The 18810-nt window shown below is 64.7% G+C and carries 9 protein-coding genes; 8 read left to right on the top strand and 1 reads right to left on the bottom strand.

Annotated elements, in window-relative coordinates:
- Positions 1–11 precede the first annotated feature (11 nt).
- Genes AB4Y44_RS05940 through AB4Y44_RS05920 form a run of 5 tightly spaced genes read left to right on the top strand, consistent with a single transcriptional unit; the run spans position 12 to position 5086 of the window.
- Positions 12–2381, top strand: a complete 2370-nt coding sequence (locus AB4Y44_RS05940) for a HAMP domain-containing protein (RefSeq protein ID WP_368698962.1) — start codon at positions 12–14, stop codon at positions 2379–2381.
- Positions 2382–2399: 18 nt separating this feature from the next.
- Positions 2400–3146: a methyl-accepting chemotaxis protein gene (locus tag AB4Y44_RS05935; RefSeq protein ID WP_368699034.1), complete on the top strand. Its 747-nt coding sequence runs from the start codon at positions 2400–2402 to the stop codon at positions 3144–3146.
- Positions 3143–3676 carry a hypothetical protein gene (locus AB4Y44_RS05930; RefSeq protein ID WP_368698961.1) on the top strand — a complete coding sequence of 178 codons (534 nt, stop codon included), beginning with the start codon at positions 3143–3145 and terminating at the stop codon, positions 3674–3676. The genes AB4Y44_RS05935 and AB4Y44_RS05930 overlap by 4 nt, the downstream gene beginning before the upstream one ends.
- Positions 3677–3693: 17 nt before the next feature.
- Positions 3694–4680, top strand: coding sequence for a chemotaxis protein CheX (locus AB4Y44_RS05925; RefSeq protein ID WP_342919196.1), 987 nt, complete (start codon positions 3694–3696; stop codon positions 4678–4680).
- Between the two features lie 40 nt (positions 4681–4720).
- Positions 4721–5086: a response regulator gene (locus AB4Y44_RS05920; protein WP_342919197.1), complete on the top strand. Its 366-nt coding sequence runs from the start codon at positions 4721–4723 to the stop codon at positions 5084–5086.
- Positions 5087–5141: 55 nt separating this feature from the next.
- On the opposite strand, the gene AB4Y44_RS05915 is transcribed toward AB4Y44_RS05920, so the two are convergent.
- Complete coding sequence (locus tag AB4Y44_RS05915; protein ID WP_368698960.1) at positions 5142–7463, bottom strand: FdhF/YdeP family oxidoreductase; 2322 nt, start codon at positions 7461–7463, stop codon at positions 5142–5144.
- A 191-nt stretch (positions 7464–7654) separates the two neighbouring features.
- On the opposite strand from AB4Y44_RS05915, the gene AB4Y44_RS05910 reads away from it, so the two are divergent.
- From AB4Y44_RS05910 to AB4Y44_RS05900, 3 genes are all read left to right on the top strand, one after another.
- Positions 7655–9127 (top strand): PLP-dependent aminotransferase family protein, encoded by a 1473-nt coding sequence (locus AB4Y44_RS05910; protein ID WP_368698959.1) that lies wholly within the window; start codon positions 7655–7657, stop codon positions 9125–9127.
- An 11-nt stretch (positions 9128–9138) separates the two neighbouring features.
- Positions 9139–9459, top strand: coding sequence for an ArsR family transcriptional regulator (locus AB4Y44_RS05905; RefSeq protein ID WP_324160490.1), 321 nt, complete (start codon positions 9139–9141; stop codon positions 9457–9459).
- Between the two features lie 189 nt (positions 9460–9648).
- Positions 9649–18642, top strand: coding sequence for a hemagglutinin repeat-containing protein (locus AB4Y44_RS05900; RefSeq protein ID WP_368698958.1), 8994 nt, complete (start codon positions 9649–9651; stop codon positions 18640–18642).
- The last annotated feature ends 168 nt before the right edge of the window (positions 18643–18810 follow it).

The raw sequence follows: 18810 nt of genomic DNA, 5'->3' as shown, positions 1-18810 counted from the left end.
GGGATTTCGACATGACCATTCGTCACCGCATCACGCTACTCATCGTCCTGATGTTCGTCGCGCTGTCCGCCATCGGCGGCTACGCGGCCTTGCAGGCCCGCCGCAGCGCCACCGACGTCCGCCAGGTTACCCAGGGTGTCGTGCCGAGCGCCCTCGCGTCATCCGACCTCGTGTCGCTCGTGAAAGACGTGCAGCTCGCCACCATGACGCTCGTCTACGCACCCGACGCCACGGTCGCATCGCTCGCGCAAAACGAACTCAAGGACAAGGAAGCCGCGTTGCGCGCCGCGCTCGACGTGCAGCGCAAGGCCGCCGCGAGTCACGCGCAGGAAGGCCTGGTTTCGCAGGCGCAGGAAAGCCTCGCGAACTACTTCTCCGCGATCGACGACACCGCGAAGATGAAGGCGAGCGGCAAGAACGAACTCGCGCAGGCCTATCTCTTCGCGAACGTCGCGCAGTACCGCGATGAACTCGAAGGCATCGTCACGACGATGCGCGTGGAAAAGAACCGCCAGAAGGACGACGCGATCCGCACGCTCAACGGCACGCTCGACACCACGACGAGCGCGATCGCGGGCGTGACGGGCGGCGCGGTGCTGCTGCTCACGCTCATCGGCGCGCTGCTCTATCGCCAGATCACGCGGCCGCTCTCGCGCATGCAGGCCATGATGAGCGAGATCGCGTCGAGCCAGGACTTCACGCGCCGCGTGCCCGTGGGCCGCATGGACGAAATCGGTCATTCGATCGTCGCCTTCAACGGCATGATCGAGAAGATCCAGCAGAGCTCCGCGCAGCTCAAGCGCAAGACCGCCGACATTCAGGCGATGCTGCAGAACATGCAGCAGGGCATTCTCACGGTGGTGGAAGGCGCGACGATCCACAACGAATATTCGGCATATCTAGAGGCAATCTTCGAAACGAACGAGATTGCGGGCCGCTCGCTGATGGACCTCGTGTTCTCGCATACGGATCTCGATGCCGACACTCGCGCGCAGATCGACGCCGCCGTGCACGCCTGCCTTGGCGAAGACGATGTGAACTTCGCCTTCAATCAGCATCTGCTCGTGAATGAGATCACGCGCACGCTGCCCGATGGCCGCGCGAAGGTGCTCGACCTGAGCTGGTCGGCCATCACCGACGAAAACGACGTGGTCGTGCGCCTCATGCTTTGCGTGCGCGACGTGACGGAACTGCGCGAACTCGCGGCCGAAGCGGGCGAGCAGAAGCGTCGCCTCGAAATGATCGGCGAAATTCTCGCGGTGAGCGAAGAGAAGTTCCATCACTTCGTGGAAAGCTCGACGAGCTTCATTCACGAGAACGAGCACATCATTCGCCAGCACGACTGCGCGGACACGAGCGCGATTGCCGCGCTGTTCCGCAACATGCATACGATCAAGGGCAATGCGCGCACGTACAGCCTGCAGCATCTCACGGGCGTGGTGCACGAAGTCGAGCAGCGCTACGACGCCTTGCGCCGCGAAGACACGAGCCACACGTGGGACCAGCAGGCACTGATCGACGATCTGGAGCGCGTGAAGACGGCGCTCGAGCACTATTCGAGCATCAACGAAGTGAGCCTCGGGCGCGGCCCGCGTGCGGCCGGCGCGCAAAACGGCGCGGCGAGCCTCACGGTCACACGCGAAGCGATCGAAGAGACGCTGCGCATCGTCGATCGCACCGACGACAACGACCTGCCGGCCCTGCGTGCGATGCGCGCCGAACTGCGCGCTACGCTGCGCGCCATCGGCACCGAGCGCGTGGCCGATACGCTCGTGGGTGTGACCGGCTCGCTGCCCTCGCTCGCCCAGGAACTCGGCAAGGTGGAACCGGTGGTGCGGATTGCGGACAACGGTTATCGCCTGCGCAGCGAGGCCGCCGGCACGGTGAAGAACGTGTTCATGCACCTGCTGCGCAACTCGCTCGATCACGGCATTGAAATGCCGGCGCAGCGGCGCGCGATCGGCAAGGACGAGTCGGGTCACATCGACATCGACGTGAACGTGCACAACGGCGCGCTGCAACTGACGCTCGCCGACGACGGCCGCGGCCTCGCGCTCGCACGCATTCGCGGCATCGCGGTGGAGCGCGGCTGGCTGCAGGCGTATGAAGCGGTGAGCGACGACGTGATCGCGGCGTTCATTTTCCGCCCCGGTTTTTCGACCGCGGTGAGCGTGACCGAAGTCTCGGGCCGCGGCGTGGGCATGGACGCGGTGCGCGATTTCCTCGAACGCGAGGGCGGCGCCATCGAACTGCGTTTCACCGATGACCGTGCGGGCGCCGATTACCGGCATTTCCAGACCGTCGTGCGTTTGCCGCAGCAGTGGGCCGTAAAGATGACGGATGCAACGCAGGCAAAGCAAGAGGAAGCGCTGGCAGGCTAGCGCATGGCGGGGGTGAAAGTGGTCTTACCGTATTTGATCGAAGGCGCGGCGCTCGTCGCCCTGGCGGCCGGCCTGGCCGTCGCGTGGGGCAAGCGCGCACAGACGCAGGCACGTGAGGCGGCGCGCACGCAGGACGCCGCGCATGCGGCCGTGCTTGCACAGGCTCAGGCCCAGCACGCGGCGCAGCAGGAAGACGCCGCGCGTGAACACGAGGGGTTGGCTGCGCAGATCGAGTCGCTGCGCGCGGAACTCGCGCAGCGCCGGTCCGTGGCCGACGCACTCGAAGCGGCGCTCGCCGGCGAGCGCGCGCAGCGTGACGACGCCATGCAGCACGCGGCGCGCATCGCGAGCGAGGCTTCCCGCCTGAAGCTCATGTCGTCGACGTTCGAGCGCTGGCACGAGCAGATGATCTCGCTGATGGCGCAGAACAACGACATGCACAAGAAGAACCAGGAGCTGTCGTCGATCGTGAGCCATGTGCTGATCGTCTCGCTCAACGCTTCGATCGAAGCGGCACGCGCGGGCGCAGCCGGCCGTGGCTTCTCGATCGTGGCGGGAGAGGTGCGTTCGCTCGCCACGCGTTCGCAGGAACTCTCGAAGAGCTACCGAGACAGCCTGAACCGCAACGACCTCATCACGGCCGCGACGTTCCAGGACATTCAGGCGGGCGGCAAGATGATCGCGGCGACGCTCGCGAGCGTGGAAGCGTCGACGCAGCAGCTGCATCACCAGCTCGAAGCGACGCGCGCCGGGGCGCACGCATGATCGGCACGCACGCGAAGGACAGCATCGAGCGGATCTTTTTCGCGGCGGCGCGCATGCGTCTCGTAACCGACGCGCAGCACAGCTGCGAAATCGAGCCGCGTGCGGGCGACGCGCCCCAGGGCGAGCATCTGGTCGTGCTGACGATTTCGTCGATGCAGTTCCGCCTGCTGTTGCTGCTGCACTTCGAAGATGACGAGCGCACGCAGCGCTACTACGTGGGCGACGCCGCGCGCGCGCTCACCGAATGCTTCATGGAGTTCGGCAACCTGTGCTGCGGAGCCATGAACCAGCAGCTGGTCGAGCATTTCCCCGACCTCGGCATGTCCACGCCCTATGCGCTCAGCAGTGGGTGCCTGCCGTATCTGCGCGAACTAAAGCCGGATTACGTGCAATCGTATGCGCTCACGATCGATCACGACGTTCGGCTCGGCGCCACGCTGTGCGTCTGCACGCAAGCGCCCCTCGATTTCGTGGCGAGCACCGCAGCGGTCGAAGTGCACGACAGCGCGGGCGAACTCGAGTTGTTTTGAAGGCAGAGAACGGAAACATGAACACGAACAAGCCAGTCAGCAAGCTGTTGCTGCTGGAAAGCGACACGGCGCGCGCCGAGGCGATCGCGCAAATCGCAGCCACCCACGATTGCGTGTGCGTGCCGGTGCGACGGGACGCGCTCTCGGCGGCGCTGAAGACGCATTACGATCTGGGCGGCGTGCTGCTCGGCGAGGACTTTGGCGGCTCGCTCGATGCAGCGGCGGCGGTGGCCGTCGCGCTGGAAGCGGAGCGCCCCGAACTGCCCGTCGTGCTGCGGCGCGCAGCAAACGAGCAGGACGATGCATTGCCCGAGCCGTTGCGCCGCCTGCCGTGCGCCAGCTGGCACGACAGCGATCCTGCCACGCTTGTCGCGGCGCTCGAAGCGCACGTGTTCTCGCACGACTATCCGGATCCGCTCGTGGACGGCATCACCGACATGACGCTCGGACGCCTGCGCGGCCTATTTGCCGGACTCGAAGTGAACTGGGACACGCCGAGCATCGTGCGCGACCGCATCATCTTCGGCGAGGTGTTGACGCTGATCCCGATCGAGACCGCATGGTGCCGCGGCTGGCTTCTCATGCAGACCGAGGAGGCGCCGCTGATCGAGCTGCTGCCGCCGCGCGCGGGCCGCGACGAAGCGAGCGACTTCCGCGACGTGAATGGCGTGCTCGCCGAACTCACGAATCTCGTGTGGGGAGCGTTCCGCAACCGCTATCTGGGTAACGCACACGCTGCCGGCGAGGCGGGTTGGGGCCGCGCGCAGGTGCAGGTGCCGCTGCTCATCAATCATCGGCGGCGCTATCTGTCATTTGGCTCGGATAACCCGCAGCTATGCATCAAGTATCGGCTCACGTGCCCGGATACGGGCCGCGAAGTGGTGATCGACCAGCGTTTCGTGTTCAGCCTCGGCTGGTCGCGCGAACGCTTTGACGAGACGGCCGCGCAGGCCGCAGCCGCTGCCGTTGAAGAGCAGGCCAGCGGCGAACTCGAATTATTTTGATCAAATGCGCGCCCGACGCGGCGCAACAGAGAGGGACAACATGGCAAAGATTCTGGTGGTGGACGATTCGAGCACGGTGCGCGACGAAGTGGCAGGCTTTCTGCGCAAGAACGGTCTGGACGTGGACACCGCCGTGGACGGCAAGGACGGCCTCGCGAAGCTGCGCTCGAACCCTGGCGTGAAGCTCGTGGTGAGCGACGTGAACATGCCGAACATGGACGGCCTCACGATGGTCGAGAAGATCCGCAGCGAACTCGCGAATGCGGCCGTGAACGTGGTGATGCTGACCACGGAAAGCAGCCCGGCCATGAAGGAGCGCGGCAAGGCGGCCGGCGTGCGTGGCTGGATCGTGAAGCCGTTCAAGGGCGAAGCGGTGCTCGAAACGTTCCGCAAGCTCGCGAGCTAAGCGCAGCGCAAGCAAAACGGCCCCGGCGCCACTGCCGGGGCCTTCAGACGAGACATCACGCCGCGATGGCGTGATCGGTAGCCGCGGCAGGGCTCAGCAGCACCGGAATCGACTTCGAGGTCGGCGTGCCCGCGCCGTCTGCAATGGACGACAGCGGCACGAGCGGATTGGTCTCTGGATAGTACGCGCCGAGGCAGCCGCGCGGAATGTCGTACTCCACCAGCATGAAGGCTTCGACGTGGCGCTCCATGCCGTCGTCCCACACGCTCGTGATGTCCACATGCTGGCCCGGCTCGAAGCCGAGCATCGTCATGTCTTCGCGGTTCGCGAACAGCACGCGGCGCAGGCCGTACACGCCGCGATAACGGTCGTCGAGACCGTAGATCGTCGTGTTGTACTGATCGTGCGAGCGCGTGGTCATGAGCGTCATGAGCCGCGGACCGTGCTCGGCGCGCGCGCGGTGAATGGGCGTATCGAGCGCGATGGCGTGCACCACGAACTGTGCCTTGTTGCTGGGCGTCTTCCACACGCGGTCGCGCGAGGCCACCCCCAGGTGGAAGCCGCCCGGGTGCTTCAGGCGTTCGTTGTAGTTCTCGAAGCCGTCGAACACTTTTTCGATGCCGTCGCGGATCTTCGCGTAGTCGGCGGCGAGGTCGAGCCAGTCCACCTTGTCGCTGCCGAGCGTGGCGTGCGCCATGCGCGCGACGATCGCGATTTCCGAAAGCAGGTTGGTCGAAGCGGGGCGGTTCATGCCGTAGGAGATGTGCACCATGCTCATCGAGTCCTCGACACTCACGCCTTGCGGCACGCCGTTCTGCAGATCGATCTCGGTGCGGCCGAGCGTGGGCAGGATGAGCGCGTCGTGGCCGTGAACCAGGTGGCTGCGGTTGAGCTTCGTCGTCACGTGCACCGTGAGCGCGCACGCGCGCATGGCTTCCCACGTGCGCGGCGTGTCGGGCGTGGCGATCGAGAAGTTGCCGCCCAGACCGATGAACACCTTCACGTGGCCTTCGAGCATCGCGTGGATGGTTTCCACGACGTCATAGCCGTGCTCACGCGGCGGCTCGAAATCGTAGGCCTTGCCGAGGCGGTCGAGAAACGCCTGCGTGGGCTTTTCCTCGATGCCCACCGTGCGGTCGCCCTGCACGTTCGAATGGCCGCGCACGGGGCACAGGCCTGCACCACGGCGGCCGATATTCCCGCGCATCATCATGAGGTTCGACAGCAACTGGATCGTCGCCACCGAATTCTTGTGCTGCGTGAGGCCCATGCCCCACGTCGAGATGACGGCGCGGCCCTTCACGTAGATGTCGGCGAGCTTGAGCACTTCGTCGATCGGCACGCCCGCTTCGGCGACGATGGTGTCCCACGACTCGGCACGCAGGTCGGCGGCGAACGTGTCGAAGCCCACGGTGTGCTCCGCGATGAAGTCGACGTCGAGCACGCGCTCCGTGCCTTGCGCGAGCGCTTCGTCGTCGAGTTCGATCACGCGCTTGGCTACGCCCTTGATGAGCGCGAAGTCGCCGCCTACGCGCGGGCGGATGAACACGGAGCTGATCTGCACGCCCTTGGGCGAGAGCATATCGAGCGTGTGCTGCGGGCTCGCGAAACGCTCCAGCCCACGCTCCTTCAACGGATTGATCGAGACGATGGTCGCGCCGCGCTTCGCGCAATCGCGCAACTCGCCGAGCATGCGCGGATGGTTCGTCGCCGGGTTCTGTCCGAAGATGAGCAGCGTGTCGGCGTGCTCGAAGTCGTCGAGCGTTACCGTGCCCTTGCCGATGCCCACCGTGCCCGGCAGGCCGCGGCTCGTGGCCTCGTGGCACATGTTCGAGCAGTCGGGAAAATTGTTCGTGCCGTACATGCGCACGAAGAGCTGGTAGAGGAACGCGGCCTCGTTGCTCGCGCGCCCCGAGGTGTAGAACGCGGCGCGGTTCGGGTCGTCGAGTGCATTGAGGTGCTTCGCGATCAGCTTGAACGCGTCGTTCCACTCGATCGGCACGTAGTGGTCCTGCAGCGCGTCGTACACGAGCGGATCGGTCAGGCGGCCGTGCTGCTCCAGCTCGTAGTCCGACTGGGCCATCAGCTCGCTAACTGTGTGCTCCTGGAAGAACTGCGGCGTCACGCGCTTGCTGGTCGCCTCCGCCGCCACGGCTTTCACGCCGTTCTCGCAGAATTCGAACGTGGAAGCGTGCTCGCGGTCGGGCCATGCGCAGCCGGGGCAGTCGAAGCCGTCGGGCTGGTTCTGCTTGAGCAGCGTGCGGTAATTGCCGCCCGTCACCTTTTCCTTGATCAGGTTGATGGCGACCTGCTTGAGCGCGCCCCAGCCGGCGGCGGGGTGGTGATACGGCTCGATGCGACCTTGCGGCTTCTTCATGATGCGGTTGGCTTTTCGTTTTCCAGGGCGGTCTGCCCGATGACTCAAGGCTACTGTGTTCCTGTGCCCCCGGAGATCACAGAAAAACCAAAAAGCAAGGGATACAGTTGCGGCGTTTTGTCATAGACTTGCCGGGATCGGCCGCGCGCGCGTGGCCTCGCCCCTTAGCCTGATTGAACGCAATCCCGAACGTGACCCGCTACGAGCAACTCGCCGACGATATCGAAGCCGCCGTGCGTCGCGGTGTGTTCGGCCCCGGCGAGCGCATTCTCTCGGTTCGGCGCGCGAGCCAGCAGCACGGCGTGAGCATCAAGACGGTGCTGCGCGCTTATGCGCTGCTGGAAAGCCGGAGCGTGATCGAGTCGCGGCCGCAATCGGGCTATTTCGTGCGTGCGCGCGTGGGTGCGCCGCAAGGGCGCGGCGCGGCGGGCGTACAGGGCGCGCAGGGCAAGGACGCCGTCTCCCCGGTCAAGCCGCGCCGCGCGAGCGCGCCGCGGCAGCCCATGCCCGCCAACGTGGATGTGAGCCGGCTCGTGCTTTCCACGCTGCGCAGCATTGGCGCGCAGGACGCCGTGCCGCTTGGCTCGCCGTACCCGGACCCGGCACTGTTCCCCTGGCGGCGCATCAACCAGTACGCCAACGCGATTGCGCGCCGCCATGCGAGCTGGAACCTCATCGACGACCTGCCGCCCGGCAACCCCGAACTGATCCGCCAGATCGCGCGGCGCTACGCCGAAAACGGCGTGAACGTCGATCCCGAGGAAATCGTCATCACCGTGGGCGCCACCGAGGCGATCAACCTGAGCCTGCAAGCCGTGGCCAAGCCGGGCGACACGGTGGCCGTCGAATCGCCGACCTACTACGCGATGCTGCACGCCATCGAGCGTCTGGGCATGCGCGCCATTGAAGTGAGCACGCACGCGGATACCGGCATCGACCTCGACGCGCTGGAGCGCGTGCTGACGCGCCAGAAGGTCGCGGCCTGCATGGTGATGCCGAACTTCCAGAATCCGCTGGGTTTTCGCATGCCCGACGCAAACAAGGCGCGGCTCGTGGCGCTTGCCGAGGCGCACGACTTGCCCGTGATCGAGAACGACGTTTATCAGGAGCTGTACTTCGGACAGACGCGGCCTTCCACGCTCAAGCAGTTCGACACGCGCGGCCTCGTGCTGCATTGCGCCTCGTTTTCGAAGAGCCTTTCCGCCTCGTACCGCATCGGCTGGGCGCTGCCGGGGCGCTACCGCGCGCAGGTCGAGAAGCTCAAGTTCCTCAATACGCTCACGACACCCTCGGTTCCCCAGGTGGCGCTGGCCGACTACTTGCGCCACGATGGCTACGACCGGCACCTGCGCCGCGTGCGGCGCTTCTACCGGCAACAGGCGCGGCTCATGCGGGCGATGGTCGAGCGCTTCTTTCCGGCGGGCACGCGCACCTCGGAGCCGCAAGGCGGCTACGTGCTGTGGGTGGAACTGCCGCCGCGCGTCGATTCGATGCGGCTTTATCAGGCGGCGCTCGCGCAGGGCATTACCATCGGGCCCGGCTACATGTTCTCGATGCGCAACGAGTATCACCACTACATCCGGCTGAACTACAGCTACCCATGGAACGCGCAGACCGAAGCCGCGCTGAAGACGCTAGGCGAAATGGCCGCGAAGATGGCATGAGGAGACAGACGATGAACGCAGATAAAGAGCGCGACGATGACGACGCAGACGAGTCGGGCGTCGACCCGGTGCTGATTGCTGTGCTCGAGCAGTTGTGGCGCGCGGAGTGCGAGAAGCACGAGCGGCCTGAGACTCAGGGCCGGGCGTGGTCGCTCGCGAAACTCTCGAAGCAGGCCGGCGTGCCGATGAGCGGACTGCGCAGACAACTCACTGCGCTCGTGGACAGCGGCCTGGTGGTGACGACGCAGGCCGAAGACGGGACCGGCACGGCGAGTCTGTCGGACGAGGGGCGCGCGTTTTGTGCCGAGGTGTTCGGCGAGGGCGAAGCGTAGCGCGACGCTTTGCTCGTTCAAAACCCGGTGTTGCCGTTGTCGGTTTGCGACACGGTTCATGCGCAACGGGTCAACCCATCTAGGACAAATCGGAAATTCCTGCGCAATCGCCGCTTTGACAATTTTTGACGTGTTTTGAGATAGTCGCCTGACCAGAATCGCCTGACAAACTGAAAGTGTCGGGCGACGATGAACAAGATTTACAGGCTGGTGTTCAGCCGTGCGCGCAACATGCTCGTCGCAGTCGAAGAGAGCGCGCCGGCATGTGGCAAACGGGGGCGCGGCGAGGCCGCTGTGGCGGCGGCCGTGTTGCTGCTGGGCGGGGCACCGCTGCTCGCGCACGCCCAGATCGTTCCTTCGGGTGCTCATGCGCCCGGCGTCATCAACACGCCCAATGGCCTGCCGCAGGTGAACGTCAACCGCCCCTCGGGCGCTGGCGTGTCGATGAACAGCTACTCGCAGTTCGACGTCCAGCAGCGCGGCGCGATTCTCAACAATTCGCCGACGATTGCGAATACGCAGCTGGCGGGGCAGATCAATGGCAATCCGAACTATGCTGCGGGCCAGTCGGCGCGGATCATCGTCAACCAGGTCACCAGTGCCAACCCTTCGCAGTTCAACGGCGCGCTCGAAGTTGCAGGTCGGCGTGCCACGGTGGTGCTGGCAAACCCGTCGGGGATTTCCGTCAACGGTGGCAGCTTCATCAATACGAATCGGGCCGTACTGACGACCGGCATCCCGCAACTCGACGCAAACGGTGCGCTCACGGGCTACAACGTCACGGGCGGCAATATCGCCGTGCAGGGCGCGGGCTTTAACGCGTCGAATGTCGATCAGGTCGATTTACTGGCAAGAGCCGTGCAAATCAATGCGGCGGTCTATGCCAACAGCCTGAATGTCATCGCCGGCGCGAACAACGTCAATCACGATACGCTCGCGGCGACGCCGATCGCGGGCAATGGCGTTCCTGCGCCCGTCTCGATCGACGTCAGCCAGCTAGGCGGGATGTACGCGGGCAAGATCTATCTTGCGTCCAACGAGCACGGCGTGGGCGTGTCGAACGCGGGCGTAATCGCCGCCCAGGCGGGCGACTTTACGCTGCGTTCGGATGGCCGCGTCCTGCTCACGGGCAGGACGACCGCAAGCGGCAACGTCGCCCTGAACTCGAATACAGGTATTACGAACACCGGCACCGCTTACGCGCGAGGCTCGCTTGCAGCGCATAGCGCAGGCGATCTCACGAACAGCGGCACGCTCGCGGCGCAGGGCGCGCTCGATGCGGGCGCGGGGTCGGTGAATTCGACCGGTTCGCTCGCCGCGGGTGTGAACGGCGATGGTGTGGTGACGCAGATGGCGAATCTGAACGTTGATTCGTCGGGCGGGCTTTCAGCCACGGGCCATAATGTCGCGGGCGGCGATGCGACGCTGTCGGGCGTGGCGGTCAATCTCGCAGGCAGCGAAACGGCGGCGAACGGCAACCTGTCGCTCACGGCGAACGCAGGCGACCTGAATCTCTCGGGCGCGACGACGAGCGCCCAAGGCGCAGTGAACGCGCAGGCATCGGGCGCGATGGTCAACGACCACGGCGCGATGACGGGCGGTGCCGTGACACTCGACGCGGGCAGGCTCTCGAACCAGGGCGGCAATGTCTCGGCGCAGGGGCCGCTCAACGCGACGGCGGCAGGCGACGTGTCGAACCAGGCCGGCGTGTTCGTTTCGCAGGGCGCGATGCAGGTGCGCAGCGGTGGGGCCGTCGCCAACGGCCAGGGCACGATGCAGAGCGCGATGGGTTTTTCGCTGTCCGGCACGTCTCTGGACAACACGGCAGGCCGCATTACCTCACTGAACGGCGACGGCCTGAACCTCGGTGTGACTGGCACGCTGCTGAACGGCGTGGGTGGCGTGATCGGCGGCAATGGCAACGTGCAGATCAGCGCCTACACCTTCAGGAACGCGGGGCAGGTCAGCGCGCTGCATAACGCCATCCTGAACGCATGGAACCTGAGCAACAGCGGCTCGGCGAGCGCGGGCGATGCGTTGACGGCTACCGCGACCGGGTTGCTTTCCAACGCGGGCGGCACGCTCTCGGGTACGACAGTGACGGCTACGGGTGCGTCCATCGACAACGCGAAGGGCAACATCGATGCGGATACCGTAGCGGTCTCGACGCCTGGAGACCTCAACAACGAAGGCGGCGTGATCACGCAGACGGGCAGCAGCGCGCAGACGGTGAGCGCGGGCGGCAGGCTGGACAATTCGAACGGCGGGCGGATCGCATCGAACGCCACGAACCTGCGCGTAACGGGAGCATCGATTGATAACGGAGCAGGCGCGATTGCGCACGCTGGTACGGGCACGCTGACGGTCAGCGCGGGCAACGGCGCGGGTGCGGTATCGAAGGCGGGCGGCGCGATTACCAGCAATGGGAAAGTCATTGCTCAAAGCGGTGCGCTCAACAATGCGGGAGGCTCCGTCAGGGGACAGCGCGGCGTTACGGCAACGATCGCCGGTGCACTGAACAATACGAATGGCAAGGTGCTGTCGAATACGGACCTGAGCGTGGCCAGCGGCACGCTGGTGAACGATGGCGGCCAGATCGGCGCGGGCGCTAACGGGACGATCCACACCGGAGCGTTGACGAACAAAGGCGGCAAGTTCGTCGCGCCGAACCTCGCGATTTCGACCACCAGCACGCTGGACAACAGCGATGGCGATATCGAGGCGGATCAGCTTGCGCTCTCGGCAACCGTCGTGCTCAACCACGGCGGCACGATCACGCAATATGGCACGGCCTCGATGGGCCTGAACGTAAGCGGCACACTCGACAACTCGGCGGGCGGTACGCTGCAAACCAACAGCACGGACTTCTCGCTTGCGCCCTGGGCGCTCGATAACAACGGAGGCTCGATCCTCCACGCCGGAACGGGCACGTTCACGATTGCACCAGGCAACGGCGCGGGCGCGCTCCCGAGCGTCGGCGGTCGAGTGATGACGGCGGGCCGGCTAGTCGCGACCGCCGGGAGTCTCGACAACACATCGGGCGTATTCGCCGCGCAGGGGTATCTTTCGGTCACCATCGCGGGTGCCCTGAACAACACTCGGGGTATGGTGCGCTCGCTTTCGTCCGCTTCCATCGACGGCGGCGGCACTCTGACGAATGTGAACGGTCAGATCCAGTCCGGTACCGGGGCGGCTGGCGATGCCAGCACGCTCGCGGTACAAGCTGCTGCGTCCACTGACAACACGCACGGTGTCATCGGCAACCTCGGCAGGGGCGACACGACTGTCCAGGGAGGAAGCCAGCTCGTCAACACTGGCGGCCAGGTCACAGGTAACGGCCATGTCGGCGTAAATGCGTCGTCGATCCTGAACACCCAGGGCGCTCAGGTGAGCGGCGCGAACGTCGCGGTGACGGGCGATAGCCTGGACAACACCGGCGGCGCAATCGGCAACGTCGCGGGCCTGACCGGTGATGTCACGGTCACGACCACGGGCGCGATCAACAACACCCGCGGCCAGATGGGGGCGACCCACGACCTCGCTGTGAGTGCATCGACGCTCACTGGCGGCGGCGCGTACAGCGCAGCCAATGACGTGACGATCAGCATGCAGGGCGATTTCGCGCCCACGTCCGATATGCAGTTCAACGCCGGTCACGACCTCGCCTTCACGCTGCCGGGGACGTTCAGCAATGCCGCGCTGGTGGAGGCGGCCAACAACCTCGGCGTCAACGCGGGCGATATCTTCAATAGCGGCACCATGATGGCGGGCGGCACGCTCACCACGCGCTCGGGCACACTGCAGAACACGGGCGCCATGGTGGGCGGCAGCGTGTCGCTGAATGCGAACCGCAGCGTGACCAACGTAGGGCCGACCGCGCTCATCGGTGCGACGGACAGCAACGGTACGCTGGAACTGCTTGCGAACGATATCGAGAACCGCGACGACACCACGGCGACTGATTCACAGGCGACGACCGCGATCTACGGGCTTGGCAAGGTCGTGCTGGCGGGCGGCAAGGATGCGAGCGGGAACTACATCAATGCCGCCCTGATTCGCAACCAGTCGGCGCTGCTCGAGTCGGCGGGCGACATGGAGCTGCACGCCGATCAGGTGACGAACACGCGGCGCGAAGTGACCACAACTGGCTTTAACCAGCCTGTCGATCCTGACATGCTGGCGCACCGTGGCATCAGCCTTTCGGGCCGCACGGGCAAGGTCAACACGCCGGACCCGGACAGCATCGGCGGCGTGTACATCGATCCGCCGCACGGCGGCCAGATGAATAGTGACTACATGTACACGTCCTATACGGGCGTGGCGGTAGCGAACCTGATCGCGGGCATCAGTCCGCAGGCGCAGATCATGTCGGGCGGCAGGCTCGACGCGTCATCGGTCGGCACGTTCCAGAATGACTGGAGCGCGGTCGCGGCGGTTGGCGACATTGCTGCGCCCGTGACGCTCGACCAGGATAGCTGGAAGGGACAGGCAGCACCTGGCGTGGAGGTCACGTACTCGGGGTTCTACCACTACAGCAACTATGACGGCAGCATCCCCGACTGGACCTACTCGTTCTGCGCAAGCAAGTGCAAGGCCCCCGCAGATATCCGCAACTACGCGTTGCCGAGCTACGAATCCAGCTTCGTCGCGGGCGGCACGCTCTCCGGTACGGGCATCAGCATCGACAACACGGCGGGCAACGCGGGCATTCCTTCACTCGGGCTTGCCGCTGGCCAGTCGCTGACCGGCGTGGATGTCGGCGCGGTGAGCGGCAATGCCGGCGGCACAAAGGGCGGCACGGCCTCGGTCAAGGGCGGCGGGAGCATGGTCGATCCGGTCATCGCGAGCGCGACTGCACAGAACGTGCTGCAAAACCTCACGATCCCCCAGGGCGGTCTCTTCAGGCCGGTGAGCACGCCCGGTATGAGCTACCTGATCGAGACGAACCCAGCGTTCACGAACCAGAAAGCGTTCATCTCGAGCGACTATTACCTGCAACAGCTCGGCCTGAATCCACAGACGACCGAAAAGCGCCTGGGCGATGGCTTCTACGAGCAGCAACTCGTGCGCAACCAGATCACGTCGCTCACCGGCAAGGCCGTTCTTGGGCCCTATACCGATCTCCAGTCGATGTATGAAGCGATGCTCGCGGCGGGCGCGTCGCTTTCGAGGTCGCTGGACCTGCCGCTCGGCATGAGTCTGTCGCCCGAGCAGGTGGCGCAACTCACGAGCAACGTCATCATCATGCAGACGCAGGTTGTGGACGGACAGTCGGTGCTCGTGCCCGTGGTCTATCTCGTGAAGGCGAGCCAGCAGAACATGGACGGGCCGCTCATCGCGGCAACCGATATCGACCTCAAGAACGCGCAGACCTTCACGAACAGCGGCACGGTGCAGGCGGCGAACTCGATGCAGATCGACGGCCAGTCGATCAACAACGCGTTCGGCGCGCTCACGAGCGGCGGCCTCATGGCGCTGGCCATAGCAGGCAACGTCGATCTGACCTCTGCGAAGGTGAACGCCGGGAGTCTTGTGCTCAACGCGGGCGGCAACGTGATCCTCGACACGGCCACGAAAACGCTCAATCAGGTGAGCGCCACAGGCGCCACGCGCGTGAGCACGACGATGGGGCCAATGGCGAGCCTGAACGTGGCGGGCGACGCGGCGATCATCACAGGAGGCAACTTCGAGCAGCACGGGGCCAACCTCAATATCGGCGGCAACCTCGGCATGGCCGTGGGCGGCAACTACGATATCGGCACGGTGCAGACGGGCGAGCACAAGGTGGTCGAGCGCGCGAATGGCGTGTCGGACACGAACATCAACAGCGTGACGGGCAGCACCGTGAACGTGGGCGGCGTCTCGGTGATTGGCGTGGGCGGCGACCTGACGGCGAGCGGCGCGAACCTCAACCTGGGCGGCGGGGGCACCATCGCGGCGAAGGGCGACGTCACGCTCGATGCAGCGAAGGCAACCTCGACCATCGACAGCAATAGTTCCGGCAGCGACGGTCACGGCAGTTACTCGGAGTCGTCGCACAGATCGCACGATGCGTTGACGGCGACCACGCTCAATGCGGGGGATTCACTCGCGGTGGTGTCGGGCAAGAACATCGACATCAACGGCAGCTCGGTCAACCTCGACAAGGGTACGCTGGCACTTGCAGCAACGGGCGATGTCAATATCGGCGCGGCGACCGAAACGCACATCGATAGCTCGCAGGAGCAGCACAGCCACAGCAACGTGGTCAGCGGCAAGGAGGTGGCGAGTTCGCGCGATACGGCCGTCACACGCTCGCAGGGCAGCACGATTTCGGCGGATAGCGTGTCGATCTCGGGCGGCCACGATATCAATGTGAACGGCAGCACGGTTGTCGGGACGAACGATGTGGCGCTCGCTGCCGCGCATGACGTGAACATCGGCACGTCGCAGGACACCATGCAGTCCTCGGGCAGTTATGCGGAGAAGCGCACGGGCCTGGGCACGAGCGGCTTGACGGTGACGGTCGGCACCAGCAAGCTCGCAACGACTGATCAGGAGTCGAGCGTCACGAACAACACGAGCACGGTGGGATCGATCAACGGCAATCTGGCGATCCAGGCGGGCAATACGCTGCATGTGACGGGTAGTGACTTGCTGGCGGGTGGCAACGTCACGGGCATGGCCTCGAACATCATCATCGATTCGGCCACCGATACCGCGCACCAGGCGCAGACGCAAAAGACCAGCAGTAGCGGCGTGACGATTGGCCTCGCCGGATCGGTTGGCGATGCGATCAACAATGCGTATTCGGAAGGTCGCGCCGTCAGCCATTCTGCGGACAGCGGCAATGATCGTGCGGCGGCGCTGCATGCGATTGCAGCGGGGAGCGATGCGGCAATGGCAGGCGCGGGAGTGAAGGCCCTTGCCGATGGTGGGAAGCCCGATATCGGCATCAAGGTGAGCATCGGTTCGAGCAAGAGCCAAAGCCAGTCGTCGGAGGACATGACGACACAGCGCGGCTCGAACGTGGCGGCGGGCACTGCGGCGGCGTTCGTCGCAACGGGCGACGGTACACCCGGCAGCGGCAACGTCACGATTGCCGGTTCGAACGTGAGCGCGAACGACGTGCTGCTGGCCGCGAAGAACCAGGTGAACGTGGTCAACACCACGAACACCGATTCAACGCGCAGCTCGAACAGTTCCAGTAGCGCGAGCATTGGCGTGCAGTACACGCTGGGCGGCGGCTTTGGTGTGTCGGCCGCGATGGCGAATGCGCACGGCGATGCGAACAGCGACGCGGCGATCCAGAGCGCCTCGCACGTGAACGGCGCGAACAGCGTGACGGTGATCTCGGGCGGCGACACGAACATCACCGGCTCGCAGGTCAACGGTGGGAAGGTGATCGCGGACGTGGGCGGCAGCCTGAATATCGTGAGTGTGCAGGACGTGACGAACAGCGCCGCGCACCAGAGCAGCGCGGGTGGGGGCTTCACGATCAGCCAGGGCGGCGGCAGCGCGAGCTTCAGCGCGCAGAACGGGCATGCAGATTCGAACTATGCGGGCGTGAAGGAGCAGGCGGGGATCAATGCGGATAGTGGTGGCTTCGATATCAACGTGAGGGGGAACACCGCGCTCACGGGTGCGGTTATTTCCAGCGCTGCGGATGTGGAGAAGAACAGCTTGAGCACCGGCACGCTCACATACAGCGATGTGCAGAACCGCTCGCACTACGACGCGACGAGCAACGGGATCAGCGCGGGCGTGGGGATTGCAAATACGGGTAAGGCGGTAGGCCCCGGCTCAGGGTCAAACAGGGGCGGCGTAGCACCGATGTTGCCGCAGAGCGACAGCGGATCGGCGGATGCGACTACGCGCAGCGCCGTGACTGCAGGCACGATCACTGTGACGGACGGGGCAAACCAGAGGCAGGACGTGGCAAATCTCTCCCGGGACACGACGAACACGAACGGTACTGTGTCGAAGCTGCCTGACGTGAGCGCCCTCCTGAACGAGCAGGGCGACAGAATGAACGCCGCACAGGCCGCAGGGCAGGCGGTGGCGCAGCGCATCGGGGACTACGCGGACGCGCAGGCCAGGGCGACGGGTGACTCCGCATGGGCCGAAGGCGGCAGCAAGCGTGCGGAGATGCAGGCGGCGGGCGCGGCGGTCATAGCGGGCTTGGGCGGCGGCGTGGGCAGTGCTGTCGCGGGTGCAGCAGGCGCGGGTATCGGCTCGAAGATGGGGGGCGAGCTGAACAAGCTCAGTGATTCGATTGCGGCGTCGAACCTGACCGGCGATGCGAACATGAACGCCGCGCTTGGCAACATCGTGGCGAACGTGGTCGCGACGGGCGCGGGTGCGGCAGTAGGTGGCGCGGGCGCGTTTGGCAGTTCGACCGTGGACTTGTACAACCGGCAGTTGCACGTAGACCGCGACCCCTACAAGGACGAGCGCACGCTTGCGAAGCAACTGGCCGACAAGAGTGGCGGGGAATATACGCAGGCGCAGATTGAAGACCAGTTGCGCATCATGGACATGTGCACGAATGGTAAGTGCCAGTCGGGCGCGCCCGATACGTTGATCGGACAAATTCCAACGGACCCAGGTGCAAAATGGATCTCTGGCGGCACGACAGCGGACGGCAAGCCGATCGTGACACAGATGACCGCGCAGGCGGATCCGCGATTGCAGGAATATATCCGCGCTAACTACAACTCAGCTTCACCGGGCGAGGTGCCGAGCGTGGTTCAATATCCGCAAATGTCCGCCACCGGGTCGATCAATATCACGGGGCCGCTAACGAAGTTCGATCAGTCAGATGTCAACTTCATGCGTAATACGACGGCAGATGCCTCTGCGATGGTTTCAACCAATGCGGGACGGTTTAGCGCGGCGACCGCCGCTGCAGCCGCAGTGCCCTCCCCATATTCACCTATATTTGAGGCGGCTGCCTATGTAGGTACAGTTGTCGGAATTGGTGCAGACGCGGTTAGTCAAGCCATCCGTCCTGATGTGGGGCAATACTGGACGAATAGTGGCAGCGCCATGATTTCCGATCGTTTCTCTTCGAGATATCCGCTCGCGAGTCCCGTAATCAATGAAGCCGCAAACGCATTCAATACCAGCACTTTTTCCCAAAAAATTCAGGATTTCGTAAATGCATCGTGGAATAGCTTCGTTACTGAGCCGGTGAAAAAGTGAAAATTATAGACGACGGTAATTTATCCGGTTGGGCATGTGCCATGCTAATCGCGGTTGGCATTGGGATTTCATACGTAACGTTCAAATGCGCACCTCCCTCAATCTGGAGCGCTTTCTTGGCGCTATTTGGATTCGTTCTTATGGCGGTTGGTGGCCTATGTAGTAGGG

It is taken from the genome of Paraburkholderia sp. BR10937, from assembly GCF_040965695.1.
GTDB lineage: Bacteria > Pseudomonadota > Gammaproteobacteria > Burkholderiales > Burkholderiaceae > Paraburkholderia.
Note: the sequence above shows the minus strand (reverse complement) of the source record. Positions and strands in the feature narration are given on the sequence as shown.

What these genes read in the sequence shown, in the direction of transcription:
- AB4Y44_RS05940 (WP_368698962.1), top strand. Translation starts at nt 12, where the DNA reads ATGACCATTCGTCACCGCATCACGCTACTCATCGTCCTGATGTTCGTC.
- AB4Y44_RS05930 (WP_368698961.1), top strand. Translation starts at nt 3,143, where the DNA reads ATGATCGGCACGCACGCGAAGGACAGCATCGAGCGGATCTTTTTCGCG.
- AB4Y44_RS05925 (WP_342919196.1), top strand. Translation starts at nt 3,694, where the DNA reads ATGAACACGAACAAGCCAGTCAGCAAGCTGTTGCTGCTGGAAAGCGAC.
- AB4Y44_RS05920 (WP_342919197.1), top strand. Translation starts at nt 4,721, where the DNA reads ATGGCAAAGATTCTGGTGGTGGACGATTCGAGCACGGTGCGCGACGAA.
- AB4Y44_RS05915 (WP_368698960.1), bottom strand. Translation starts at nt 7,463, where the DNA reads ATGAAGAAGCCGCAAGGTCGCATCGAGCCGTATCACCACCCCGCCGCC.
- AB4Y44_RS05905 (WP_324160490.1), top strand. Translation starts at nt 9,139, where the DNA reads ATGAACGCAGATAAAGAGCGCGACGATGACGACGCAGACGAGTCGGGC.
- AB4Y44_RS05900 (WP_368698958.1), top strand. Translation starts at nt 9,649, where the DNA reads ATGAACAAGATTTACAGGCTGGTGTTCAGCCGTGCGCGCAACATGCTC.